The 26,000-nt window shown below is 69.7% G+C and carries 18 protein-coding genes; 11 read left to right on the forward strand and 7 right to left on the reverse strand.

All coding sequences use genetic code 11. The features are described 5' to 3' along the window. Positions 1-2 precede the first annotated feature (2 nt). Positions 3-740, reverse strand: a complete 738-nt coding sequence (locus D7X32_RS13855; RefSeq protein ID WP_120525645.1) for a competence/damage-inducible protein A — start codon at positions 738-740, stop codon at positions 3-5. Positions 741-849: 109 nt separating this feature from the next. Here D7X32_RS13855 and D7X32_RS13860 point away from each other — a divergent pair, with 109 nt between their 5' ends. Next, positions 850-2,004, forward strand: coding sequence for an acyl-CoA dehydrogenase family protein (locus D7X32_RS13860; RefSeq protein WP_120603016.1), 1,155 nt, complete (start codon positions 850-852; stop codon positions 2,002-2,004). Here D7X32_RS13860 and D7X32_RS13865 read toward each other — a convergent pair. From D7X32_RS13865 to D7X32_RS13880, 4 genes are all read right to left on the reverse strand, one after another. Next, positions 1,997-3,001 carry an NADPH:quinone oxidoreductase family protein gene (locus D7X32_RS13865; protein WP_120603017.1) on the reverse strand — a complete coding sequence of 335 codons (1,005 nt, stop codon included), beginning with the start codon at positions 2,999-3,001 and terminating at the stop codon, positions 1,997-1,999. The genes D7X32_RS13860 and D7X32_RS13865 overlap by 8 nt on opposite strands. Position 3,002: 1 nt before the next feature. After that, complete coding sequence (locus tag D7X32_RS13870) at positions 3,003-3,974, reverse strand: aldo/keto reductase (protein ID WP_120603018.1); 972 nt, start codon at positions 3,972-3,974, stop codon at positions 3,003-3,005. Then, a complete protein-coding gene (locus tag D7X32_RS13875; RefSeq protein WP_120603019.1) occupies positions 3,962-4,489 on the reverse strand; it encodes a YiiD C-terminal domain-containing protein in 528 nt (175 codons plus the stop codon). Before D7X32_RS13875 ends, D7X32_RS13870 begins: the two co-directional genes overlap by 13 nt. A gap of 112 nt (positions 4,490-4,601) precedes the next feature. After that, the gene (locus tag D7X32_RS13880; protein ID WP_120603020.1) at positions 4,602-7,526 is read right to left on the reverse strand and encodes a beta-ketoacyl [acyl carrier protein] synthase domain-containing protein; all 2,925 of its coding nucleotides are present in this window, start codon (positions 7,524-7,526) and stop codon (positions 4,602-4,604) included. A gap of 222 nt (positions 7,527-7,748) precedes the next feature. Here D7X32_RS13880 and D7X32_RS13885 point away from each other — a divergent pair, with 222 nt between their 5' ends. From D7X32_RS13885 to D7X32_RS13925, 9 genes are all read left to right on the forward strand, one after another. Then, positions 7,749-8,663: a hypothetical protein gene (locus D7X32_RS13885; RefSeq protein WP_120603021.1), complete on the forward strand. Its 915-nt coding sequence runs from the start codon at positions 7,749-7,751 to the stop codon at positions 8,661-8,663. Continuing rightward, positions 8,660-9,571, forward strand: coding sequence for an alpha/beta hydrolase (locus tag D7X32_RS13890; protein WP_120603022.1), 912 nt, complete (start codon positions 8,660-8,662; stop codon positions 9,569-9,571). Before D7X32_RS13885 ends, D7X32_RS13890 begins: the two co-directional genes overlap by 4 nt. After that, on the forward strand, positions 9,568-10,797 hold the full coding sequence (locus tag D7X32_RS13895; protein WP_208752417.1) for an aminotransferase class I/II-fold pyridoxal phosphate-dependent enzyme: 1,230 nt from the start codon (positions 9,568-9,570) through the stop codon (positions 10,795-10,797). The genes D7X32_RS13890 and D7X32_RS13895 overlap by 4 nt, the downstream gene beginning before the upstream one ends. A 15-nt stretch (positions 10,798-10,812) precedes the next feature. Continuing rightward, positions 10,813-11,754: an ornithine cyclodeaminase family protein gene (locus tag D7X32_RS13900; protein WP_120603023.1), complete on the forward strand. Its 942-nt coding sequence runs from the start codon at positions 10,813-10,815 to the stop codon at positions 11,752-11,754. Between the two features lie 22 nt (positions 11,755-11,776). Then, positions 11,777-12,745, forward strand: a complete 969-nt coding sequence (locus D7X32_RS13905) for an isopenicillin N synthase family dioxygenase (RefSeq protein WP_120603039.1) — start codon at positions 11,777-11,779, stop codon at positions 12,743-12,745. A gap of 9 nt (positions 12,746-12,754) precedes the next feature. Continuing rightward, positions 12,755-14,110 carry a hypothetical protein gene (locus D7X32_RS13910; protein WP_120603024.1) on the forward strand — a complete coding sequence of 452 codons (1,356 nt, stop codon included), beginning with the start codon at positions 12,755-12,757 and terminating at the stop codon, positions 14,108-14,110. Positions 14,111-14,113: 3 nt separating this feature from the next. Next, on the forward strand, positions 14,114-15,295 hold the full coding sequence (locus D7X32_RS13915; RefSeq protein ID WP_120603025.1) for an ATP-grasp domain-containing protein: 1,182 nt from the start codon (positions 14,114-14,116) through the stop codon (positions 15,293-15,295). 276 nt (positions 15,296-15,571) lie between these two features. Then, positions 15,572-16,792 carry a FadR/GntR family transcriptional regulator gene (locus D7X32_RS13920; protein WP_120603026.1) on the forward strand — a complete coding sequence of 407 codons (1,221 nt, stop codon included), beginning with the start codon at positions 15,572-15,574 and terminating at the stop codon, positions 16,790-16,792. A 295-nt stretch (positions 16,793-17,087) separates the two neighbouring features. After that, entirely contained in the window at positions 17,088-23,543 is a 6,456-nt protein-coding gene (locus D7X32_RS13925) for a MupA/Atu3671 family FMN-dependent luciferase-like monooxygenase (protein ID WP_120603040.1), read from the forward strand. Between the two features lie 70 nt (positions 23,544-23,613). On the opposite strand, the gene tmk is transcribed toward D7X32_RS13925, so the two are convergent. Both tmk and D7X32_RS13935 read right to left on the reverse strand, forming a co-directional pair. Further along, positions 23,614-24,270, reverse strand: a complete 657-nt coding sequence (gene tmk, locus D7X32_RS13930; RefSeq protein WP_120603027.1) for a dTMP kinase — start codon at positions 24,268-24,270, stop codon at positions 23,614-23,616. Further along, entirely contained in the window at positions 24,267-24,605 is a 339-nt protein-coding gene (locus D7X32_RS13935) for a hypothetical protein (RefSeq protein WP_244239000.1), read from the reverse strand. The genes tmk and D7X32_RS13935 overlap by 4 nt, the downstream gene beginning before the upstream one ends. 214 nt (positions 24,606-24,819) lie before the next feature. On the opposite strand from D7X32_RS13935, the gene ribB reads away from it, so the two are divergent. After that, positions 24,820-25,947 (forward strand): 3,4-dihydroxy-2-butanone-4-phosphate synthase, encoded by a 1,128-nt coding sequence (ribB, locus tag D7X32_RS13940; RefSeq protein ID WP_120603041.1) that lies wholly within the window; start codon positions 24,820-24,822, stop codon positions 25,945-25,947. Positions 25,948-26,000 lie beyond the last annotated feature (53 nt).

The raw sequence follows: 26,000 nt of genomic DNA on the forward strand, positions 1-26,000 counted from the left end.
CGCTACTCCCGGCGGACCAGCGCGTCCGCCGGGAACCCCGCGAGCAGGCGGCCCACGGCGTCGTCCACGTGGGCCCGCTCCGGAGCCTCCACCGTCACCTTCACGCGGTAGTCCATGGCCGCGTCGAACACGGGATACGAGCCGATGGCCACGTGGGGCATGTCCAGCGCCACGCGGTCCAGCACGGCGGCCAGGGCGCTCTCGCCCAGGTTGAAGTAGAGGTTGACCAGGTGCACCGGCGTGCCGCTCAGCCGTGAGAGCACCGTCTCCAGTTGCAGCCGGAAGAGCTGCGGCACCCCCGGCAGCAGGAAGAGGTCTCCCACCGTCAGCACGGGGAACCACATGCCCGGCTGGGCCAGGAGCACCGCGCCCTCTGGAGCGTCCGCCAGGCGCAGGGACTCCGGCGTCACCGGCGACGTGCCCGCGCGGGCCTGGATGGCCGACACCATCTCCGGCAGGCGCACCACGGGCCGGCCCAGCGCGAGCGCCACCGCGCGCACCGTGACGTCGTCGTGGGTGGGGCCAATGCCTCCGCTGGTGAAGACGTAGCGGGCCTTGCGCCGGGCGCGGGCGACCGCGTCCACGATGGCGTCCACGTCGTCCAGGATGGTCTCCACCGAGACGAGCGGAATGCCCAACTCCCGCAGCCGCTGGATGAGGTGGGGGCCGTTCTCGTCCTTCACCTTCGCGGTGAGGACCTCGTTGCCAATGATGATCGCCGCCGCGCCGGTGCGCTCCATGGGATCGCGGACTCTACTCCAACGGACCCCGGGGGTGGACTCGCGCGATGCACTGGCGCGGACCCGCCCTGTCCTGGAGTCAGCAGGTGGGGACGGACATCCTTCGCGCATGGACTCCCATGAGACCCGGGACGCGATCCGCGCGTCCGTGCGTGCCCTCTGCAACCGCTTCCCTCCGAAGTACTGGCGCACCCTCGACGCGGAGCGTGAATACCCTCACGACTTCGTCAAGGCCCTCACCGAGGCCGGCCTGCTGGCGGCCCTCATCCCGGCCGAGTACGGCGGCGCGGGGCTGGGCCTGCGCGAGGCGGCCGTGGTGCTGGGGGAGATCAACCACTTCGGCGGGAACGCGTCCGCGTGTCATGCGCAGATGTATGTGATGAACGTGCTGCTGCGGCACGGCTCCGCGGAGCAGAAGCAGCGGTACCTGCCGGAGATCGCCGCGGGCCTGCTGCGGCTCCAGGCGTTCGCCGTGACGGAGCCGAACTCGGGCTCGGACACCACCGCCATCGAGACGACGGCGGTCCGGCGGGGGGACCGCTACGTCGTGAACGGCCAGAAGATCTTCATCTCGCGCGTCCTCCAGTCCGACCTGATGCTTTTGCTCGCACGGACGACACCCCGGGCGGAGGTGCGCAAGAAGACGGAGGGGATGAGCGTGTTCCTGCTCGACCTGCGCAAGACGCAGGGACTGGAGGTGCGGCCCATCCGAACCATGCTCAACCACGCGACGAACGCGCTGTTCTTCGAGGACGTCGAAGTGCCCGCCGAGGGGCTGATTGGCGAAGAGGGCAAGGGCTTCTCGTACATCCTGGACGGCATGAACGCGGAGCGGGTGCTCGTCGCCTCGGAGGCGATCGGGGATGGCCGCTGGTTCATCGAGAAGGCCGTCACCTATGCGCAGGAGCGCGTGGTGTTCGGCAAGCCGATTGGCGCGAACCAGGGCGTGCAGTTCCCCATCGCGAAGGCGCACACGGCGCTCACGGCCGCGTCCCTGCTGACGGAGCAGGCCGCGACGCTCTTCGACAGCCACCAGTCCTGCGCGGCCGAAGCGAACATGGCGAAGTACCTGGCCGCCGAAGCCGCCTGGGAGGCCGCCAACGCCTGCATGGACACCTACGGCGGCTATGGCTTCGCGGAGGAGTACGACGTCGAGCGCAAGTTCCGCGAGGTGCGCCTGTTCATCAACGCCCCCGTGAGCCGGAACATGGCGCTGTCGTACATCAGCCAGCACGTGCTCGGGCTGCCCCGCTCGTTCACGTAACGCCGGGCGGCGCGTCCCGGCCCTCGCGGACGTGGATCACGACCTTGCCGATGGCGCGTCGCTCCGCGAGGGTGCGCAGGCCGTCGGCGGTCTGATCCAGGGGGAGCCGAAGGGTGATGCGCGGAGTGATGCGGCCCTGCGCGTACCAGGAGAAGAGCTGGTCCATGGTTTCGCGGAGCGCGGCCGGGTCGTGGTAGCGGAAGTAGCGCAGCGACGACCCCAGCACCGCGCGGTGCTTCACGAGCAGCCGGTGGGCGGGGATGTTCGGCGCCTGGCCCGCGGCGAAGCCCACGAGCACGTAGCGGCCTCCCCAGCCCAGCGTTGACAGCGCCGGATCGAAGAGCGGGCCTCCGACGGGATCGAAACAGACGCTCACGCCGGAGGACCCCGCGACGGCGAGGACCTGCTCCTTCCAGTTGGCATCGGCGTGGCTGATGACGTGGTCCGCGCCTGCTGCTCGCGCGACGGCCAGCTTGTCCGGTGTGCTCGCGACCGCGATGACGGTGGCGCCCAGCGCCTTGCCCAACTGCACCGCCGCGAGCCCCACGCCGCCGCTGGCTCCAAGCACGAGGAGCACCTCCGACGGTTTCAGGTGGGCGACGCGTGTCAGCGCCAGGGCGGTGCTCACGTAGGCGCTGGTCAGCGCGGCGCCGACGTCGAAGGAGACGCCCGCTGGCAGCAGGAAGGTCTCCCGTGCCGAAGCCACCGCCTGCTCTGCGTAGCCCCCGTGCCACAGGATGGCTACGACCCGGTCTCCGGGTTGGAAGCCCGAGCCTTCGGGGGCGCTGGCGATCGTGCCCGCTGCCTCCAATCCGGGGACGAAGGGCAGCGCGGGACGGGTCTGATAGGTCCCGCCAATCATGAGGAGGTCGGCGAAGTTCACGCTGCAGGCGTGCACGTCGATCTTCACCTCATCGGACTTGGGGACAGGCTCCGGGAACTCCGTGAGGGTGAGCTGCTCGGGGCCGCCCCACGTCCCGCAGACAATCGCTCGCACGTCATCGCTCCTGGGTGGAAGGGGCCGCGAGGCTTCGCCAGAGGTCGTCGTTCGCGGGCAGGCCCGACGCCTCGGTCACCATTTGCTCGAGTTGCTCCGGGCTGCGCGCGCCGACGAGGATCGACGTCACGAAGGGACAGTGCACCAACCACCAGGTGGCAAGACCCGACGGTGACAGCGAGTGGGCGGCGGCCTGCGACTTCAGGTGTTCGACGCGCGCCGCGTTCTCCGGGGTCCAGGCCTTCGCGTAGAGGTCCCGGCGCTGCCCGATGCGCGTGCCTTCTGGAATCTCACCTGCGATGGCGTACCTGCCGCTCAGCAGGCCGCCCGCCAACGGCGAATAGGGCGTGTACTGGAGCCCCAGCTTCGCGCAGGCCTCCAGCACGCCGTTGTGGGCGTCGTCCCGTTCGAGCAGGTTGAAGCGGTTCTGGACCCAGCCGAACCCCACGGGTCCACCCGAGCGTGGAGCGGCACAGCGCCAGAGGTCGCTCGCGGCCACGTTCGACAGGCCGAAGCGGCGGACCTTGCCCGCCCTCACGAGGGCCTGGAAGGTGTCGAGCACTTCGTCCCAAGGTGTGGCGGGGTCGGGCACGTGCGACAGGTAGAAGTCGAGCGCGTCGATGTGAAGACGCGCGAGCGAGCGGTCCACCTCCGCGAACACGTGCTTCCGCCCGAGCCCGCCGCGAAGGCCGACCTTGGAGGAGATGAGCACGCGGTCTCGCATCGCGGCACCGCGCGATGCCAGCCAGGCCCCGATGATGGATTCGCTGGCTCCGTCCGCGTAGGTGCCCGCCGTGTCGATGAGGTTGATCCCCAACGCCACCGCGCGGTCCAGGAGCGCATGAGCTTCTGCTTCGGTCTCTCCCTGGCCCAGCAGCTTCCGGGAGCTTCCAATGCCTCCGAAGTTGGCCGCCCCCAGGGCGAAGACTGACACGTCGATGCCGCCAAGCTTGCGGTAGATCACGTCCGCCACGCCTCCGGAAAGGGCAACGCCAGGTCCCCCTCCCCTGCACCGGAGGCAGCGGGCTGGCCAAGCAACGTGAAGTGCGCCGTGTAGGTCGCGGCGGGCGCGCCGTCGTCGATGAAGACCTGTGACGTGGCCGTGAGCCGCACCTTGCCGCCCTGACGAAGCATGTCGGCGTCCAGCGTGGGCAACGCGCCACAGCGGGCCCGGTAGTCGCAGGTGATGGGCCGGTGGATGGCGAACTCACAGCGGCGCAGGAGGATCTGCACGGAGAGCCGCTCCGCCCACGCCGCCCGCACGAGCAACAACCAGGGCGCGAGCCCCGCCGAGGTGAACACCCCCGGACCGAAGGCCGTCCCCCGGTGGTTCAACGATGGGCCCAGCGGCGCCTCGATCACGATGCGCCCGGGTTCGAACTCCACGAAGTGGATGCCCAGGAACTTCGTCATCGGGATCCGCTCATGGAGCTCTCGCGCGAGTCGGGCCAGGACCGCTCCCTGTTCCTCGTCCAGGTGGAGGCTCATGATCCGGACACCTGGGGGGCCGGCCCGGCTTCGAGCACGATCGGGATCCACGCATGGAGTTCCCGCGCCAGCCACGCCATGACGTCCTCCTGCTCTTCGTTCAGGTGAAGGCTCATGCTCCGCGCACCTGGAGGTCGGGCCCGGCTTCGAGCACGACGTGGTAGTGGGTGCCTCCGCCTGCGGCCGCGTTCACTCCCGCGAAGCGCGCCTCCTTCAGCTCTTCGCGGCCCGTGATGACTCGAAGGTTGTCGGCCGCGCCGACGAGTGGGGTCGTTACCCCCACTGTTGGTGGGACCCGCTTCGCGGCCAGCGCGAACAGCGCCTTCATCAGGCTCGCGGCTCCCGAGGCCGCACCGGTGTGACCGATGTTCGGCATGACCGCACCAATGGGCAGCGGCCTGGCTCGCGCGGTGGCGAGCGTCCGCCCCAGGGCAGCAAGCTCCGCCCGATCGCTGGAGGGATGACCGCTGCCTGAGCACTCCACGAAGGCGAGCGCGTCCGCCGACACATCACACCGTCCATAGGCACGCCGGATGGCCAGGCTCATCGCGGGCTCGGAGACGAGGCCGAGGTCGTCTGGCGTCCCGAACGCGCTGCCCATCGCCCGGATGATCCCGAGCACCGGTTCCCCTCGCTCCTGCGCGTCCGACAAGCGGCGCAGCAGGCACACCGTGGCGCCTTCACCGGGCAGGTACCCGTCTGACGCTGTGTCGAACGCGGTCGGTGTGTCCCGGCGGGACAGGAGCCCCAGCGCGTCTTCGTCGGCCAGGCGCGTGACTCCGAGCCGCATGTCCGCCGTCGCCCAGAAGACCGCGTCCGCCTCACGGGATGCCAGCCGGCCGCATGCGACCTCCAGGCCTCCCATGGACGCCGCCGCGCCTCCGGCCTCGATGGCGCAGGTCGGTCCGGTCAGGTCGAACGCCCGGGCGATCCTCGCCGCCATGAAGCTGGGCGACAGGTTGAACAGGCTGCCGGCCCACAGCTCCGGCAGGTCGCTCGACAGGCGCTTCGTCGCCGCGCGCACCGTCCGGGCCACCCCCTTGGAGTCCTTGCCCGTCTCACGCAACACGCGCTGGAGGTGCTCCTCGATCTCCGGCAGACGTGCCGCGGCGACCTGGCGCAGGCCGTACCCGGTGCAGTGCTCCGCGGAGACGACCACCGGGATGTTGCTTCCCCGTTCGATGGAGACCTTCGTGGCCGCGCTTCGCGCAAGGTCCACCAGCAGGTAGTGGAGCGGATCATGCCGGAGGATGTCGGCGGGACGTTCGTCGTACTGGCTGGCGCTGCCGGTAAACCGGTTTGCATCCAGGTCCAGCGGCGCACCGAGCCCGAACGGCAACCTCCGGAATGCACGGCGACCGTGGAGCAGGTTCGTCCACAGCGTGGCGAGGTCGGGGGCGTCCGCGAACGCTCCCGCCATGCCCACGATGGCGATGGGCTCGTCACTCCTCGCGGGGCTTCTTCGTGTGCCTCGCAGCAGCGCCTGGGCTCGCGCGGGTGAAGGCCGGTCCTCCACCACCGCGTGGTAGTTCTGGCCTCCGCTCGCGATGGCGCTGACGCCCCCGATGCGCGGCTGCTCGCCCGCCGGCCAGGAGCGGGCGGTCCGCTCGACCTCGATGAGCCCTCCGGGTTCGAGCAGGCTCCGGGGCTTGTCCCCGTGGACCGGTCCCGGGATGCCCCCGGACTCGAACAGGGCGAGCAGCGCGACCAGGTTCGCCAGGCCCGAGGCCTCCTTCGCATGCCCCAGGTTCCCCTTGATGGACATCACGGGCACCGGCGACGCGGGCTGGGCTGCCTCCCCATGCGCCTTCAAGGCCCGATCAAAGACCTTCGCCTCCACGGCATCCCCAGCCCGCGTGCCCGTGCCGTGCGCGAGGATCACGCCCAGTTCCCGTGGCGCCACGCCTGCCTGGTCGAGCGCACGCCGGACCGCCAGCGCATGTCCGCGCGGGTTCGGGACCAACATGTACGCTTCAGCGGCGCCGTCGTTCGCCCCCCCGACGCCACGGATCACGCCGTGGATGGGAAGCCGCTCCCGCGAGGCCCGCTCCAGGCTCGTGAGCACCAGCAGCACCACGCCGTCGGAGATGACGGTGCCATTCCCCTTCTGGGCGAACGGGAAGCAGCCCTCGGACGACAGCAGACGTGAGTTCGAATAGAGGACCTGGTTGACCGTGTCGACGTAGGACAGCGCGCCCGCGATGGCCCACGGCGCGCCCTTCGCGAGCTCTCGCGCCGCCAGCTCAACCGCGGCCAGACCGCCGGTGCAGTTCCCGTCCACGAGCAGCGCCTTCTCCGTGGTCCCCAGCGCCTCCGCGATGGCGCTCGCCAGCCGGTGCGTGGCGCGCTCCCTCGGGTCCTCCACGAAGTCCGGCCCGAACGACTCCCGGAGTGACTGGCGCACCTTCCGGGTGAGGTCCGTCAGCTCCTGATGGGAGAACTCGTTCGGATGCGCGCCGTGAACGAGGTACGGCTGGAGCTGTCCCGCCACGGCCAGCACCGCGGCGTCGTAGAGGCCATGACCGCCCCCGCGCGAGTGCGCGAGGAACACCGGAACCGGCTGCCCACCGAGCGACCCAGGAGCCAGCCCCGCCGAGGCCAGGGCCCGGTGCGCCGTCTCCACGACCCACCGGTGCGGCACCTTCGACGGACCCGATGCGTCCTCGGGAAGCTCGCGCGAACCCACCACCCCACCCAGCAGCGTGGAGATCCGGGCCGCGCCCACGGCCGCCGAGGGGTCCAGATACAGGGCCCGGGGAATGCGCTCCTCCGGCCACTGGCCATACGTCGTCTTCCCCCCGTGTAGCACTTCCGCCAGTTCATCGAGTGTGCGAGCGCCCGGCAAGGCGAACGCAAAACCAGAGATCGCAACCGGCGCGATCCCATCCAGATGTCCCTTCAGCATTGCCAGACAATGTAAGGACCCGATCCGGATGCGTCCACGACCAGCCAAATCACATACAAAAAGACCAACACGTGACGGCGTCGCCGGGATCCTACCCGACGCATGCAAGGGGTTGCGCTCCCGGATCGGCATCGCCCTCCTGGGAGCGTCGTTCCCGAGCCCGTGGGCGGGTGATAGGGTTTCAAGCCGCGCGTTCCATCCAGGCCCTATCAAAGGCTGTCTTTTTCGAGTGAGCCTGTTCAAGCCATGGGTGGATTGACGCCGGACTTTCGCATCAGTATATCAAGTCAGACATCGCGGCCCATTTCCTATCAGTTGGCTGCCGCTCCCTTCCCCTCATCCCCTGGACAGCCCATGAAAAGACTCGATCCGAGCCGTCTCAAGGATTCGTTCATCAATGTCTCCACCTTTCCGGCGGACCTGGGTGAAGGCCGCTCGGCGGCTCCGGCTCCCGCGCTGCTCGACGCCATCGTCGAAGCCGTGGAGAAGAAGAACGGGTTCGCGGTGGTGTTCGGCGTGAACAAGCTGCTCGCGGAGCGCGGGCTGGACCTCCACACCGAGTCCGGCGCCGCGCTGGCCCGCGACTTCCTGGAGGGCGTCTTCCGGGCGATCGCGCCTCGCTTCGATCTGTCGCGCTACAGCCCCACGCCCATCACGTACGACCGCGTCGCCAAGATGGACGTGGACGGCTTCAACAAGAACCGGAACTTCACGCCCAACAGCGACCACACGGAGAGCCGCGAGTTCGTCACCACGAAGTGCGTCCACTTCGATTCGGCGACGCCGTTCATCGCGAACCTCTACGGGCCCAACCAGAACATCAGCGGCGGCATGCCGATGATCTGCGACACGCGCCGGTTCTGCCAGGACAAGGGCCTGGATCCGCGGGCGCTCATCGAGAACATCCCCAACAACTACAACGTCGCGGTGAAGGCGGAGTTCTCCGAGGAGATCCTGCGCGACTACTCGTTCGCGCTGAAGCTGGACCTGGAGAACGACATCGTGATGATCGTCCTCCACAACGAGGTGGTGGGCGGGCTCGCCCACGCGGCCACCCAGCCGTCCCTCACCGACGCGAGCAAGGCCGCGAAGCGCCCCATCCGGCACGTCGAGTACCAGGTCGCGGACTCCAACGACCTCAAGCGCTGGTACGACTACTACGGCCTGTCGCTGGAGAAGGCGACGAACCACAAGGAGGACGCCAACATCACCCGCTTCGTCAGCGGCGAGCTCAACCCCTACCCGAACGTCATCGAGGTGCGGGCATGACCACGCGACAGCACGCGGAGCGCAACGCGGCGGAGATGAAGGAGCTGCTGGCCTACCTGGACGCCCGGCCCTGGCCGGACGGCTACGAGGCCGCGCGGGTCCACTACGATTCGCTCGGGCTGCCCATCGCCGCGGACATCGGCGTGGAGCCCGTGGACGTGAACGGCGTCCGCGCCCAGTGGCTCACGCCGCCGGTGTGCGAGCAGGACCGCGCCCTCCTCTTCCTGCACGGTGGCGGCTTCGTCTTCGGCTCGCTGGTAAGCCATGGCCACATGGCCGCGGAGATGGCGCGGCAGGCGCGCTGCCGGGTGCTCCAGCTCGACTACCGCCGGGCTCCGGAGCACCCCTACCCGGCCGCCCTGGACGACGCGACCACCGCGTACCGCTGGCTGCTGGAGCGTGGGTTCGCTCCGGGCCACATCTCCATCGCTGGGGACTCCGCGGGCGGTGGCCTGGTGGTGTCCATGCAGGTCAACGCCCGGGCCAAGGGCCTGCCGCTCGCGGGCGCCCTGGTGTGCATCTCCTCGTGGTTCGACCTGGGCATCCAGGGCGACAGCTATACATCGCGCGAGAAGGCCGACGCGCTCGTGCAACGCAAGGTGGTGGAGGAGGTCGCGCGGCACTACCTGAACGGGCAGGACGCCCGGCAGCCCACGATTTCGCCCATCCACGCGGACCTCACCGGCTTGCCTCCCCTGCTCATCCAGGTGGGCGAGCGGGAGCTGCTCTTCAGCGACTCGCAGGCGATGGCCAGGAAGGCCCAGGCCCAGGGCGTGGACGTCACGTTCGAGGAATGGCCCGACATGGTCCACGTCTGGCACCTGCACTTCAACCGGCTCAGCAGCGGCCGTGAGGCCTTGCAGCGCATTGGCCAGTTCGTGATCGACAAGACAGGAGCGCGGAAGTGACGACGTCCAGCGACGCGGTCATGGGTCCCCACCTGCACCGCAACAACCAGAAGATGATCCCCACCAGCGAGAGCGCCTGGGCCGTGGCCCGCGAATCGCACATGCTCGACATCCGCGTGGAGGCGGTGGGCGGGCAGAACCACCTGCGCGAGGTGGACACCGGGCACGAGTTCGCCAACCTGTGCTCCTGCTCCTACCTGGGGCTCAACAGCCACCCGGACGTCATCCAGGGCGGCATCGACGCGCTGAAGCGCGCTGGCATCACCGGCCTGTCGATGGCGGAGTTCCGCATCCGGCTGGGTCTGATGGAGGAGCTGGAAGTGCAGCTGGCGGACCTCTTCGGAGGGCCCGTGCTGCCCGCCGTCACCTCCAGCGCGCTCACGGCGGCCATCCTCCCGGTGCTGGGGTCCGGCCACCTGACCGACAGCGAGCCCCTGGTGATGGTGTTCGACAAGTTCGCGCACTTCTCCATGGCGTTCGTGAAGCCCATCGTCGCCGACGAGACGCGGGTGCTGAACTGCCCGCACAACGACATGAACTACCTGGAGGACGTCTGCCGGAAGTACCCGCGCGTGGCGTACGTCTGCGACGGCGTCTACTCCACGGGCGGCGTCACGGACCTCCAGGCGCTGCTCACGCTCCAGGAGAAGTACGGCCTCTTCCTCTACATCGATGACTCGCACTCGCTCTCCACGCAGGGGAAGAACGGCGAGGGCTACATCCGTTCCCGGCTGCGTGAGCTGAACGACCGCACGCTGATCATCGCCTCCATCGCCAAGGCGTTCGGCAGCACGGGCGGCATCGCGATGCTCGGCTCTCGCAAGCACTACGACTTCCTCTACCGGACGGGCCCCATGGGCTGGTCCCAGAGCCTGCGGACGGCGGCCATCGGCACGTCCATGGGCAGCATCCAGGTGCACCGCAGCCCGGAGCTGGCGAAGCGGCAGGAGCAGCTGCGCCGGAACATCGCCCTGTTCGACGAGCACATCCAGACCGCGCAGCGTGGCGACGGGCTGCACATCAAGGTCGTGGAGGTGGGCGAGCAGGACAAGGCCGTGAAGCTCTCACGCGAGCTCTACAAACGCGGCTTCTACTGCTCCGCGGTCTTCTTCCCCATCGTGCCCGTGGGGAAGGCGGGCATCCGGCTCATGCTGCGTGGCGACCTGCCCACGGAGATGGTCCAGGCGTTCATCGGCCACCTGAAGGAAGTCCTCGCGACGCTGTAGGCAAAGGAGCGCGCGATGGCTGCCTTCCTTCCCCACGATGTCGTCTCCGCGCACGGGAACCTGCCCCGGCTCGTGCACGAGCTGGAGGCGGCGCTCACGGAGGGCCTGCATGAGCGCGTGCAGGTCCCGCTGCGCGTCGCGGTCCCGTCCGCCACCCGGCACGCCGCGTTCGTGTCGATGCCGGCCGTGTCGGAGCACCTGGGTCTCTACATCAACAAGGTGGCGACCCTCGTCGAACGCGCCGCCACGGACCCGCTGCCCACCATGAACGGGGTGGTGGCGGCGTTCTCAACGCGCACGGGGGAGCTGCTCGCGTTGCTCGACGGTGCCGCGGTCACGGAGCTCAAGTGCGCCGCCGTGTCCGCGCTGGTCACGGACCTGTGCGCACGCACGGATGCCCGGACGCTGGCGGTGGCGGGGACCGGCGCGCAGGCGCGGCAGCAGGTGGCGGCGGTCCGCGCGGTCCGCCCCATCCAGGAGGTGCGGCTCTGGGCGCGGAACCCGGCCCGAGGCAACGCGTTCGCGGCGGAGCTGCGCGCGTCCCTGGGCGAAGCGGTGCACGTCGTCGCGTGTGCGTCGCTCGACGAGGCCCTCCGGGGCGCGGATGTGATTGGCACCGCGACATCGTCGAAGACGCCGCTGGGGGCCTTCGAGGGCCTCTCCCCCAGCGTGCACATCAACTGCATGGGCGGGCACACGGTGGAGGCCCGGGAGGTACCGCTCGAACTGCTGCGAACATCGACGGTGATCGTCGAGGACCTGGTCACGGCGCTCGCTGAGGCCGGACCGGTCCACGCCAGCGCCATCACCCTGGGGCAGCTCGTGCGGAGGGACAGCGGTCCCCTGCGCGCGGGCCGCACCGTCTTCAGCTCGACGGGCCACGCCTTCCTCGACGTCCTCACGGTCGCGCACCTGTTGCGAGAGCTCGAAGGACGCCACCGGCCCGCGAGCCCCTGAGCCATTGAACCTGGAGGAGCACATGATGAAGGAGTTGCCCCGAATCGATTTGACGTCCGCGACGCCAGGGTCGGAAGCCGAGCGCCGGGCGGCGTTCGAGATCGACCGGGCCTGCAAGCAGGTGGGCTTCTTCACCCTGAGCGGCCACGGCATCGCGCCAGCGGTCTTCGAGGAGGCCTATGCCCTCTCACGGGCGTTCTTCCGCCAGCCGTTGGATGCGAAGAACCGCTGCCGGCTGCAGTCCGGCTTCACCATGGCCGCGGACGACTACACGCCCTACGGCTACAGCGGCATGCTGGAGGAGAACGCCTACGCGTACATGGGCCGCAAGGGGCTGCCCAGCGACTACGTGGAGAAGTTCAGCGTGGGCCGGCTCATCGAGGACGACGGCGCGAGGCTGCCGTTCAGCACGGACGCGGAAGGCCAGCGGCTGCGCGCGGCCCTCAAGGCGTACTTCCGCGAGTGCGAGGCGCTGACGGCCCGGCTCACGGAGCTGTTCAGCATCGCGCTGGACCTGCCCCGGGACTTCTTCGCGAAGAAGACCTCCGCCTCCACCGACTCGCTCCGCTCCCTGCTCTATCCACAGCTCAGTACTGAACTGGTCAACGACCAGGGCATGGGTGAGCACACGGACGGCACGCTGCTGACGATGCTGGCGCAGACGGGCCCGGGCATCCAGGTGAAGGAGCGCGGAGGTTCCTGGATCACGCCCACGCTGGAGCGGCGCGACCACCTCATCGTCAACATTGGCGACCTGATGGCCCGCTGGTCCAACGACGAATACGTCTCCACTCCGCACCGGGTCGTGCTGTCCGGCGGCGAGCGGCAGTCCCTGGCGTTCTTCAAGCTCGCCAACGACGACGCGCTCATCGAGTGCTTCCCCAAGTTCTGCAAGGACACGCCCGCGAAGTACGAGCCCGTTGTCTACAAGGCCTTCTCCCTCCAGAAGATGAACGCGCTGTTCGGTGTCGGCGACGCCGGACGCGCCTGAGGCCCAACCATGATCGGCGAATTCAACGAAGCATTCCTCGCAGCGCTGGAGGAGGGCTGGACTCCCGCGCGTGACGCCACGGCATACGCGAGCACGGTGGCAGCCATCCGCGACCTGGACTCTCCCATGTACGAGCAGAGCCAGTTCTCGCATCCGCTTCTCTTCAGCGAGGCGGAGTTCCAGGAGCTGAGCCGGGCGTGCCGCGCCCTGCTCTCCGCGCAGCTGAAGCTCATCGGCCACCTCATCGACACGCACTCGCGGGAAGGCCTGCTCGACCTGCTGCGGATGCCCCGGCGGCTCGCCGCGTTCATCCACTGGGACAACCTGCGCCACGGTGACGCGTCGATTGGCCGCATGGACGTGGTGCCGACGCGGCAGGGCTACTTCTTCTGCGAGTTCAACATCTTCCCCGGCGTGGGCGGAGGCGAGGCCTACGAGGGCTCCCGCGCGGCCACCGAGGCGCTCGGCTTTCCACGGGCCAAGCTGATGGGCAGTCCGCTGCGGGACCTCGCCGTGCTGTACGCGGAGGAGTGCCGGAAGCGGGATCTTCGACGGGTGGTGATCCTCGACTCCACCGGGCACTCGAACCTCGGGTACCCGAGACAGGAGTATCTGAAGCGCTACCTCGAGGAGCTGAACCCAGGGGTTCCGGTCCATATCCTCGATGAGGTGCGATACCCCGAGGCGTGGCTGAAGCGGGAGGAGGCGGAGCGAACGCTCATCCACCGCATGTTCACCTACGAGGAGGTCACCGACGGCTTCGAGTTCCTAAAGAAGCTCTGGGCGAGCGGCGCGGTGCTCACCAACGGTTTCGAACCGGAGTTGCGGATGAGCAAGCGGTTCCTCGCGCTGCTGTGCGAGCCAGGCCACCAGTCGCTGTTCAGCGACGAAGAGGTCGCCACCATCCAGAAGTACCTGCCCCCCGCCTTTTCGCTGTCGGAGGAGAACCTGTCGGCCGCGCTGCGCGACAAGGCCGGCCTGGTGTTCAAGATCGACGACAGCAGTTCCTACGGCGGCAGTGGCGTGCTGATGGGAACGGACTGGCCCGCGGACGAGCTGGAACAGAAGCTGCGCGAGGCGGGCGTCGAGCGGTGGATCTGCCAGCGCGTCGTGGAAGCGGAGACCGTCCGTCTGCGAGCGGCCGGCGACACGGCCGCGGAGGAGTACCGGCTGGTGCTGGGCTTCTACTCGTACGGAGGAAAGGCGAACGGCTTCCTGGTGCGAGGCAGCCGCACTTCCAAGGTGGTGAACATCACCAGTGGAGGCAAGCTGGGGTGGGCGTTCGTCGTTTCCGAGGAAGGACGCCAGGCCTTCATCCGTCACGCGCGAGGCCGCGCGGAGGACGTCACATCAAGGAGCGCATGAACCATGGCGGCGAACCTCATCCTTCTGGGCGCGAGGCAGTTCATCACGGAGCGGGCGTGGCAGCTGGGCCTGCGGCCGCTGATCATCCAGCAGCCGGGGCTGTCCGATGATCACGTGAACCGGCAGTCCGACCGGGTCCTCCTCATGAGCTACGACGACCCGGCGCTCATCCCCATGCTGAAGGCCGCGCACGCCGTCACCCCCTTCGTGAGCGCCATCACCGTCGCGGAGGAGGCACTGATTCCCTGCGCGCGCATCAACGAGGCGCTGGGGCTGCGGGGGACTCCTCTGGAGTTGGTGGAGAAGACGCGCGACAAGCCGGCCATGCGGCGGGTGCTCGACTCCGGCGGGTTCTCGCCCGTGCAGTGGGCGGCGGTGAAGACGCGGGAGGACGCCGTCGCGTTCGCCGAGCGACAGGGTTACCCGTTCATCCTCAAGCCCGTGGACGGAGTGGGCAGCATCGACGTGAGGCTCGTCCGTTCCGCGGCGGACCTGGAGGGCGTGCTGAACGGCCGCGCGTCGTGGATCGCCGAGGAGTACCTGGACGGCCCTGAGTACTCCGTGGAGTGTTTCTCCTTCGCGGGACGCCACGTCATCCTGGGCATCAACGAGGAGACGAAGAGCACGGACCCCAACGGCAGCGCGTTCCTGGAGGTTGCCCACCAGGTCCCCGCGCCGATGAGCCCGGAGCGTGACCGCGAGGTACGGAACTTCATCCGGAGCTTCCTGGACGTGCTCGGCATCCAGGACGGGCCTTCGCACACGGAACTGAAGTACACGTCGCGCGGTCCCCGCATCGTGGAGACGCACACGCGGTTGGGCGGAGACCGGCTCTGGGATCTGGTCCGGCTGACCACGGGGCATGACCTGCTCGACATGACGCTTCAGTGGGCCATGGGGACGCTCAAACCCCTGGAGGCGGATCCCGTGCCCCGAGGCGGCGCGGCCATCCAGTACTTCACGCCGCCGCCCGGCAAGCTCAAGCGAATCAACGGTGCGCTGGCACTGCGGCGGCTTCCCGGCGTGGTGGACATCTCGCTCGCGGTGGAACTGGGCACCACCATCCGTCAGGCACTGAAGTCGGAGGACCGCGCGGGCTACGTGCTCGCCTACGCGGACACCGTGGAGCAGGCGCAGGCCGTGTGCAGGGAAGTCAGTCAGCGGCTCGTGTTGGAGACCGCCTGAGGGGTCGCCAGAAGTTGGTCGCCAGATCCTGCGCTCCAAAGTCCTCCGCGAGGACACGCGCCTCGCGGAGTGTGGTGGTGGGCCGCACCGGCGTGCTGAAGCGGATGCCAAGGCGAATCCGCGGACAGAGGCGCCCTGCCGGGAGCGCCGACTCCCAACTGGTCCGACAGTCGGACCAGTTCGCGCCGCATCAGGCCCAGGGCCGCGCCCGCTTTCGCGTCCATGTCAGACCCCTGTGGTCTGGTGCGAGAGGCTTGGACGAGGAGGGGGACGGGGATGGTGCGGGTGGGGCTCGTGGCGTACGTGGAGGAGCAGCTCGAGCGCGATATTTCGCTGGGGAGGCTGCCGAGAAGCGGGGAGTTGGGCTCGGAAAGGATGCTGGCGCGCATCTACGGGGTGAGTCGGGGCACGGTGCGCGAGGCACTGCGGCGGCTGGCGGCGCGAGGGCTGGTGGTGCAGCGCTCCGCGCGCAGGGCGCGCGCGGTGGCGCTGGATGAGTCGCTGACGCTGGAGAACCTGGGACTGGCGCTGCATGACGAGCGCCGCCCGGAGTGCCGGCGGCTGCTGGAGGGCTTCTTCAGCCTCAAGCGGCAGGTGCTGGTGGAGTTGCTGGCCGACTGCTGCGCGAGGGCCTCCGGGGCGGACCTGCGCCCGTTGGAGGATGCCTGCTTCAGGCTTTGGGACGCGGCGCGATGGCACCCAGGGGTCCGCTGCGCGCAGTTGGAATTCGAGCTGCTGAGGCTGGCGGCCCGGATTGCGGAGCGCCCAGGGCACCTGCTCCTCATCCAGTCGCTGCAGTGGGCCTTGCGAGGCAAGGCGTCCCGGCTGCTGTCCCTCATGGGCGGCGAGCCGCTGCGCCAGTGGACCACCTGCGCGATGGGGGCCCTGGACACTCGCGACGTGCAGCGACTCCAGCACGAGCTGCCGGCGCTGCTGAAGGCGTGCGATGAGCGCGTGCTGGACGACTTCGCCCCCGCCCCCCAGGCGCAGGAGTCCCCTCAAGCCCAGGACGCCCAGGAGTGCTTCGTCGGCGCTCCTGAGTCAGTCACCGAGCAGGACGATGCGCCCGCGGCACGCCCCTTCGTTGAAGAGCTTGGCCTCGACCGCCCCGCGCCGGCCAACGAGGCCAACGAGGTGCTCGGAGTTGCCTCCTGCCCCCAGGTGCAGGCTCCTCCCTTGGAGGCAGACAGCGGGGCGCTGCCGTTTCCATCCGTCCCTGAGCCCACTCCCCGTGAGCCCGGTGGGGAGTGCACAGAGGCGGACGGGACGAACGCAGCCTTGGGCAATCTGCCCGACTGTCGGACAGGGTGGGCCGCTTCGTCTCCAGAGGGGACCCTCCAGGTCGAACCTCCACCGGCCGACTCCCTCGGCCCCACCCGCGTGACGGTTCGCAAGGAGGACGAAGCTCTTCGCGGCACTCAGAGGAACCCTCTGAGCCGGTGGGCAGCACGCCTCTGGCGCTTCATTGCCCATTTTTTGGGGTCACCTGCTTCGTGAGCGGCGACAGCCCTTCGCGTCCTCTCTCGCCCATGAAGCCGACGTATGTCCCCTTGCGGGGGAGAACCTGCGGCGATTGACCGCGCACGCATCCGCCCGATACCGCGCCTCCACGCCGGATGGGGCAACGAGCTTCTGGCCAACCCTTCAGGCGATGCGTCTTCCGGCGCAGCGGTGAGTCGGAACCCGCCGCATCGGACGCATGCGCGCCTCCGTCCCTCCTCGCGGAGGTGGAAGTCAGACCTCTGGTCCATGGTCCGGGTTCCTCGCACCTTTCTCGTTAAGGGACTTGTTCATGGATGCAGTGAGGAACGGCGAAGACCTCTTCCATTCAGCCACCAATCTCGTGGACCTGCTCTGCCTGCGCGCGGAGCAGTTGGGAGAAGCGCGGCTCTACCGCTTCCTGGAAACCGGAGACGTGGAGGGCTCTTCGGAGGAGTGGAGTTTCGCCCACCTGGACACGCTGGCGCGGGCGCTGGGCGCGTGGCTGCGGACGCTGAACGCAACCGGTGAGCGGGCGCTGCTCCTGTACCCGCCGGGCCTGGAGTTCGTCGCGGGGTTCATGGGCTGCCTGTACGCAGGGGCCATCGCCGTGCCGTGCTACCCGCCGGATCCCTCGCGCATGGACCGCACGCTGCCCCGTCTGCGCGCCATCGCACGGGACTGCGGTGCGCGCTTCGTGCTGACGACGAGCGGCATCCTGGAGATGTCCGAGTTCCTCACGCCTCAGGCGCCGGAGCTGGGTGAGCTCCAATGGGTGGCCACGGACATGGTGCCGATGTCGCTCGCGGCGGCCTGGAAGCGGCCGGAGCTGGCGCCGGACATGCTGGCGTTCCTCCAGTACACGTCCGGATCCACGGGCAACCCCAAGGGCGTGAAGGTGAGCCACGCCAACATCCTGCACAACGAGAAGCTCATCACGCGCGCGTTCGGCTTGAAGCCAGGCCGCTCGCACGGCGTGGGTTGGCTGCCGATGTTCCATGACATGGGGCTCATCGGGAAGGTGCTCCAGCCGCTCGCGCTGGGCTTCGAGTGCACGCTGATGTCGCCCATCGCCTTCCTGCAGCGCCCGCTGCGCTGGCTGGAGGCCATCTCTCATTTCCGCGGCACGGCCAGCGGGGGACCCAACTTCGCGTTCGAGCTGTGCGTGCGCGAGGCGAAGGACGCGGACCTGACGCGGCTGGACCTGAGCAGTTGGAACCTGGCGTTCAACGGCGCGGAGCCCGTGCGCCACGAGACGATGGAGCGGTTCGTCCAGGTGTTCGAGCCGTGTGGCTTCCGCCGTGAGGCGCTCTATCCCTGCTACGGGCTCGCGGAGACGACGCTGATCGTCACCGGCGGCACCAGGGGCACGCGCTACGTGCACGGACACTACGATGCGGCCTCGCTGGAGCGCGGCACGGCGCTGCCCGCGAGCGAAGGAGCGGGGACGCGGGGACTGGTGTCGTCGGGTCGCGGCTCGCCGGATCAGCGGCTGCTCATCGTGGACCCGGAGTCTCGCCAGGAACGTGCGCCGGGCGCGGTGGGTGAAATCTGGGTCGCTGGGCCGAGCGTGGCGGGCGGCTATTGGAACCGTCCCGAGGAGACGGCCCACGCCTTCGACGGGCGGCTGGCCAACGGCGAGGGGCCGTACCTGCGCACCGGTGATCTGGGCTTCGTGTCCGGGGACGGAGAGCTGTTCGTCACCGGCCGGCTCAAGGACCTGCTGATCATCCGGGGCCGCAACCTGTATCCGAACGACCTGGAGTTGACGGTGGAGCAGGCGCACCGGGCCGTGCGTCCGGGCTGCACCGCCGCGTTCCGCGTGGAGGTGGACGGCGAGGAGCGCCTGGCCCTCGCCGCCGAAGTGGATGTGCGCGAGGACTTCGACGCGAACGCGGTCGTCTCCGCGTTGCGCGCGGCGCTCGCGCAGGAGCACGAGGTGAACGCGCACGCGGTGCTGCTGCTCCAGGCGCGCAGCATTCCGAAGACGTCCAGCGGGAAGATCCAGCGGCACGCCACCCGGGAGGCGTACCTCGCGGGCGAGCTTGAGATCATCGGTTCCTCCGTCGCGCAGGAAGTACCGGCGGTGGAACCGGTGGCCTCCGTCCCCGTGCTCGAGCGCCTGGAGGCCGCGTCCGAAGCTGAGCGGCCCGCCGTCCTCACCGGGTTCCTGCGCGAGACGCTGGCCCGTGCGCTGCGCGTGGCGCCTGGGGCTCTTGCCGATGATGTCTCGCTCGCGGGGCTGGGGCTGGACTCGCTGATGGCGATCGAGCTGCACGGTGAACTGGAGACGGCGCTGGGCGTGTCCCTGTCGCCCGCGTTCCTCTGGCAGCACCCCACCCTCGCCTCCGCCGCGCTGGGGATGTTGGAGGCGTGGCGCGGGGCCTCGGGTGCCGTGCTGCCTCCGCTGACGCGCGGGCACCTGGATGGGGATTTGCCGCTGTCCTCGGGCCAGCAGCGGCTGTGGTTCCTGGATCGGCTGGTTCCCGACAGCGCCCTCTACAACGTCCACTTCCAGCTGCACCTGACCGGAAAGCTGGATGAGGCCGCGCTGCGGAGTGCGCTCGATGGGTTGTTGCTGCGTCACCCCGTGCTTCGCGCCTCCTTCCCCGAAGTGGAAGGCCAGCCGCGCCAGGTCGTGGCCCCTGTCGCGTCGCTGGAACTGCCGCGCATCAACCTGCGTGCGCTCCCTCTGGACGAACGTGAAGCGGCGCTGCGGCGGCATGCGCTCGCGCACGGACAGCCGCCCTTCCGGCTGGCGGAAGGGCCACTCGTGCGTGCCGCGCTCGTGGCCCTGGATGACTCCGAGCACGTCCTGCTCATGACCCAGCATCACATCGTCACCGATGGCTGGACCCTGGGCCTGCTCGCGCGCGAACTGGCGGTGCTCTACGGCGAGGCCCTGGCGGGTGGCTCCAGCACCCTGCCGCTGCCCTCCTTCCTGCCGGTGGACCATGCGCGGTGGCAGCGTGGCCTGGGCCCCCTGCTGGATGATTCGCGGGCGTGGTGGGGACGGCGCCTGGAGCACCTGCCCCGGCTGGAACTACCCACGGACTTCCCGCGTCCACGCGAGCCGAAGTTCCACGGCGCGCTGCACCGGCTGTCGCTGCCGCGCCCGCTGGTGGACTCCCTGAAGGCGCTGGGACGCGAGGAGGGCTGCACCCTCTTCATCACGCTGGCGGCGGCGTGGACGGCGCTCCTGCACCGCTACAGCGCGCAGGAGGACTTCGGCCTGGGCACCCTCGTGGCCAACCGCGAGCGGCCCGGCTTGCGCGACATGGTGGGCTTCCTCGCGAGCACGCTGGTGCTGCGGATGGACGTGTCAGGCGCACCGGCCTTTCGTGAGCTGCTGGGCCGCGTGCGCCGCACCTTCCATGAAGCCCTGGCCCATGCGGACGTGCCCTTCGAGGACGTCGTGGGCGCGGCTCGCGCGAACCGTGGCGCGGAGAACCCGCTGTTCCAGGTGAACCTCCTGCTGGAGACCCTGCCCCCCGTGTCCATGGACGTGCCCGGCATGACGTGGCGGCCGGTGCTGCCCACGCCCGACGGCGCAGTGGAGGGCACCGCGAAGTTCGACCTCCAGCTCGCGCTGGTGGAGACGCCCGAGGGCCTGGACGGCGCGCTGGAGTATCGAACCGACCTCTTCACTCCCGACACTGCGGCGAGGCTGGCCCGGCACTTCCGGACGCTGCTGGAGGGCGTGGTCGCCTCTCCCGGGATGTCAGTGGCGGACGTGCCGCTCCTCAATGAGACGGAGCGGAACACGCTGCTCCACGAGTGGAACGACCTGACGCTACCGTCCCTGCCGGATGACTCGCGTTGCCTGCCCGCGCAGTTCCGCGCGCAGGTGGCTCGCACTCCGGACGCGGTGGCGGTGGTGGCGGATGATGAAACGCTCACCTACACGCAGCTGGATGCGGCCAGTGACGCGCTGGCGTGGCACCTGCGCGAACACGGTGTCGCGCGCGACGTGCGCGTGGGTCTGTGCGTGGAGCGCTCCGCCAGCATGGTGGTGGCGATGCTCGGCATCCTCAAGGCGGGCGGCGCCTACGTCCCGCTGGATCCGGACTCCCCGCGCGAGCGGCTGGCGGCGATGCTGGAGGACTCGCAGGCGCGGGTGCTCGTCACGCAGTCGCACCTGGTCCAGGCCCTGCCGGCGGACGGCGTGCGCACCGTCCTCCTGGACTCGGAGGATGCCTTCGAGCTGGAGGTGCTGGGACCTCCTCGCGCGGGCACGACGCCGGATGACCTGGCCTACGTCATCTACACTTCCGGCTCCACCGGCAAGCCCAAGGGCGTGATGGTGCCGCACGGGAGCGTGGCGAACTTCTTCAGCGCCATGGACTCGCGCGTGGGCGCGGCTCCCGTGGGCACGTGGCTCGCCGTCACCAGCATCTCCTTCGACATCTCCGTGCTGGAGCTGCTGTGGACGCTCGTGCGTGGCTTCCGCGTCGTGGTGCAGGGCGATGGCGCGGCGATGAAGACGCCCGCTCGCCGCGCTCCGGCCGTTTGGCGGAAGCCGCTGGACTTCAGCCTCTTCTACTTCGCGGATGACGCGGAGGCGGCCGGGGGCGACCGCTACCAGCTGCTGCTGGAGGGCGCGAAGTACGCGGACGCCCATGGCTTCGCCGCCGTGTGGACGCCCGAGCGGCACTTCCATGCCTTCGGCGGCCTCTACCCCAGCCCCGCCGTCGCGAGCGCCGCCATCGCCGCCGTGACGAAGCACATCGCCATCCGCGCGGGCAGCGTCGTGCTGCCCCTCCACCACCCGGTGCGAGTGGCCGAGGAGTGGGCGCTCGTGGACAACCTCTCCGGAGGCCGGGTGGGCATCTCCGTCGCCTCCGGGTGGCATTCGAACGACTTCGTCTTCGCACCCGAACACTACGAACAGCGGCGCGAACGGATGCTGGAGGGCGTGGAGACACTGCGCCGGCTGTGGGCGGGAGAGACGGTGCGGTTCCCCGGCGGCGCGTGCGCGAAGGTGGACGTGACGCTGCGGCCCCGCCCCGTGCAGCGGGCGCTCCCCCTGTGGCTCACCGCCGCGGGCAATCCGGACACGTTCGTCAGCGCCGGCCGCATGGGCTGCCACGTCCTCACCCACCTGCTGGGCCAGACGTGGGAGGACCTGGAGCGGAAGGTGTCGCTCTACCGCCGGGCCTGGCGCGACGCGGGCCATGAGGGGGACGGCCACGTCACGCTCATGCTGCACACGTACATTGGCGAGGACGAGGCCCAGGTGCGCTCCGTGGTGGAGGGCCCCTTCCGCGACTCCCTCAAGAGCTCCGCGGACCTGATGCGGGGCCTGGGGCGCACGCTGGGCATGGACATGGACGCGGCCACAACAGCGGACCTGGACCGGCTCGCGGGCCATGCCTTCGAGCGCTACTTCGAGACGAGCGGCCTGTTCGGCACACCCCGCTCGGTGCGAGAGCGCGTGGAGCAGCTCCAGGGGCTCGGCGTGGACGAGGTGGGCTGCCTCATCGACTTCGGCATCCCCACGCAGACGGTGCTCGACAGCCTGCCGCGCCTGCGCGAGGTGAAGGACCGTCACGCGCGGGACCACCGCCGCATCGGACGGGGCCGCTCCATCCCCGAACACCTGCGCGAGTCCGGCATCACGCACCTGCAGGGCACGCCGTCGCTGGCGCGCACGCTGCTGGCGGACGACCGCGCGGCGCAGTCGCTGACAGGCCTGCGCCGCTTGATGGTGGGCGGAGAAGCCCTGCCCGGAGCCCTGGCAGTGGCCCTGCGGCAACACCTGTCCAAAGACGCCGAGCTGCTCAACATGTACGGTCCCACGGAGACCACCATCTGGTCCGCCACGCACTGCGTGGATCCGGATACGGGTGAAGGCGTGGTGCCCCTGGGCACACCCATCCTGCGCACGCAGCTCTACGTGTTGGACGCGCGCATGGCACCGGTGCCGGTGGGCGTGCCCGGCGAGCTTTACATCGGCGGAGAGGGAGTCGTGCGCGGCTATCTGTTCCGCCCCGCGCTCACGGCGGAGCGCTTCGTACCGGATCCGTTCAGCGAGCTGCCAGGCTCACGGCTGTACCGCACGGGCGACCGGGCCCGCTGGAGGCCGGACGGCACGGTGGAGTTCCTGGGCCGCATGGACCACCAGCTCAAGGTGCGAGGCTTCCGCATCGAGGCCGGTGAAATCGAAGCGGCGCTGACGGCGCAACCCTCCGTGCGCGAAGCCGTGGTCGTGGCACGCGAGGACGTCCCGGGAGACGTGCGGCTCATCGCCTACGTCGTGGCCCGTCCAGGCATGACCGTGGAGGGCAACGCCCTACGCGAGGCCGTGGCGCGGCGGCTGCCCGAGTACATGGTGCCGTCGGTGGTGATGGAGCTTCAGGTCCTGCCGCTCACGCCCAACGGCAAGGTGGACCGCAAGGCCCTGCCCGCGCCCACCGCGGCGCGGGCCACCCGCGCCGCGTACGTGGCCCCCGAGGGCCAGGTGGAGGAGCGCATCGCGGAGGTGTGGCGCAACGTGCTGCGCGTCGAACAGGTGGGCGTGCACGACCACTTCTTCGACCTGGGCGGGCACTCACTGCTGATGGTGCAGGCCCATGCGCAGCTGAAGACCGTGCTGGGCCAGGACCTGCCCCTGCTCAAGCTGCTGGAGCACCCCACCATCCGCGCGCTGGCGAAACTCGCCCGGCAGGAGCCCGCCACCGCGCAGGCCTCCGTGGACGCGGCCCAGGACCGCGCGAAGCGGCAGCTGGAGAGCCTCAAGCGCCAGCGTCAGCGGACGGGCCGCGAGTAACGGCCCCAGGTCCGCCCCGGGAGGTCCATGCGCCCGGGGCGGATGAAGTCCCAAGGCCCGCGGCCGGACCTCAGCGCTTGCGCGCGAGCACCCGCCGCACTTCCACCAGGCACGCGTCCGTCACGGCCTCCACGGACAGCTCACCGTCGATGTGCACGATGCGCTCGCGCTTCTCCCGCAGCGTGATGGCCTTGAGGTACTGCTTCGCGATCCGCCGCTGGGCCTCGTCCGCCTCGAACAGCTCCGCGGGGCCTCCGCGCACGGCCCGGCGCTTCGCCGCGACCTTGGGGTCCACGCCCACGAACAGCGTCAGGTCCGGCGACACCGCGTGCGCGTTCACCGTGTCCACCCACGCCATGGGCAGGCTCGCCCCCTGGTACGCCAGCGAGGACAGCACGTAGCGGTCGCACAGCACCACCTTGCCCTCCTCCAGCGCCGGCAACACCCTCGCCTGCAGGTGGTCCATCCGGTCCGCCGCGAACAGGAGCGCCAGCGTCTCCTGCGCCAGCGGCCCCCGGCCCTGCGGCAGGCCCAGGCGGCCCGTGAGCGCCTGGCGCAGCATCGTGCCGACCGGGCCATCCGAAGGCTCGCGCGTCGTCACCACCGCGCGCCCTTCCGCCCTCAGCGCGGACGCCAGCCGCTCCGTCTGCGTGGTGGTGCCCGCACCGTCCAGGCCCTCCAGCACGATGAACCGCCCCGGAAGGGCGACCTTCCTGGCGGCGCTCACCGGGGAAGGAGCGCCGCGGGGTTGTCCAGGTGCAGCTCGCGGCGCAGCGCGAGCAGCGCCTCGTAGCGCTGGAGCTCGTCCACCAGCACCACGCGGCCCTTGCGGTAGCTACGGAAGCCGTACACCAGCAGCCCCAGCGCCAGGAGCGTCGCTCCCCAGGCCAGCAGCGGCGCGCGCAGCGAGTCGTAGAACAACTTCCCCGCCGCCCCCGAAATCAGCATGAAGGCGATGACGGAAACGCCCGCGTGGGTGAAGTGGGTGGTGCTCTGCCGGGTCGCCAGACTCTCCTGCAGCTGATCGAACCGGGCCCGCTTGTCCTGGATATCTGCGCTCACGGAGCCGGGCATCCTACATCACATGCCCCAGCCCGTCGAGTCGCCCGCCGGGCGGCGCCCACCTATACGGACGCGCAGTCACAGGTTCCCCTCATCCCAGCCATCGAACGGACGCACGCTCGCTCCCCGGGCATGGCTTGCCACCCCACCCCCCTCGCGTTACATGCCGCGCACCATGCCCCTCCACGTCGTCAGCAGGGCGAGCACCCCCGACATGAGCCGAGACTCCGAGTTGAACACCATCGAGGAGGCCATCCGGGACATCCAGGCCGGCAAGTGCGTCATCGTCGCCGACGACGAGGACCGCGAGAACGAAGGCGACCTCATCATGGCCGCCGAACTGGCCACCCCCGAGCAGCTGGCCTTCATGGTCCGCCACACCAGCGGCATCATCTGCCAGCCCATGCTCGCCGAGCGGCTGGACGCGCTGCGCCTGCCCCAGATGGTGGCGGAGAACACCGAGTCCCACCGCACCGCCTTCACCGTCTCCGTGGACTTCCGTCACGGCACCACCACCGGCGTCTCCGCCAGCGACCGCATGAAGACCATCCGCGCGCTCGCCGACCCGAACAGCACCGCGGACGACTTCCTGCGCCCCGGCCACATCTTCCCGCTGCGCTACCGCGAAGGCGGCGTGCTGCGCCGCGCGGGCCACACCGAGGCGGCCGTGGACCTGGCGCGCCTCGCGGGCCTGCAGCCCTCCGGCATCCTCTGCGAGCTGGTGAAGGACGACGGCACCATGCAGCGCATGCCGGACCTCAAGCTGTTCGCGCGCGAGCACCAGCTGAAGCTCATCACCATCGCGGACCTCATCGAGTACCGCAGCCGCAAGGACCGGCTGGTGCGCCGCGAGGCCGGCCAGAGCGTCGTGCGCACCCGCCACGGCGAGTTCACCGCCTTCACCTATACGTGGACGCCCGACGGCGCGAAGTCCCTGGTCCTGGTGAAGGGCGACCCCGCGAAGGCCCAGCCCGCCCCGCTGGTGCGCCTGCACGGCGCCTGCGCCCTGGGCGACGTGTTCGGGTCACCGGATTGCAAGTGCAACCTGCTGCTGGACCGCGCCCTGGAGCACGTGGCGCGCGAGGGCAACGGCGTCATCGTCTACCTGCCCGGCATGCACGGCAACGACTTCGGCATCCACCACAAGCGCGCGGGCGACGGCAGCAACGCATCCTCCAGCCGCACGCCCAATGAGTCGCGAGACGTGGGCATGGGCTGCCAGATCCTCACCGACCTGGGCGTGAGCGCCATGCGCCTGATGTCCAACACGGACATGACCTACCGGGGCCTTTCTGGCTTCGGTCTCACCATCGAGTCGCGCCAGCCGCTCGTGGTGGAGTAGCGAAACCCGGGAGGTTCGCCGGACGCCCCGTGTCAGACCGGAATGGGAGGGTA

The organism is Corallococcus carmarthensis (genome assembly GCF_003611695.1).
Taxonomy (GTDB): Bacteria; Myxococcota; Myxococcia; order Myxococcales; family Myxococcaceae; genus Corallococcus; species Corallococcus carmarthensis.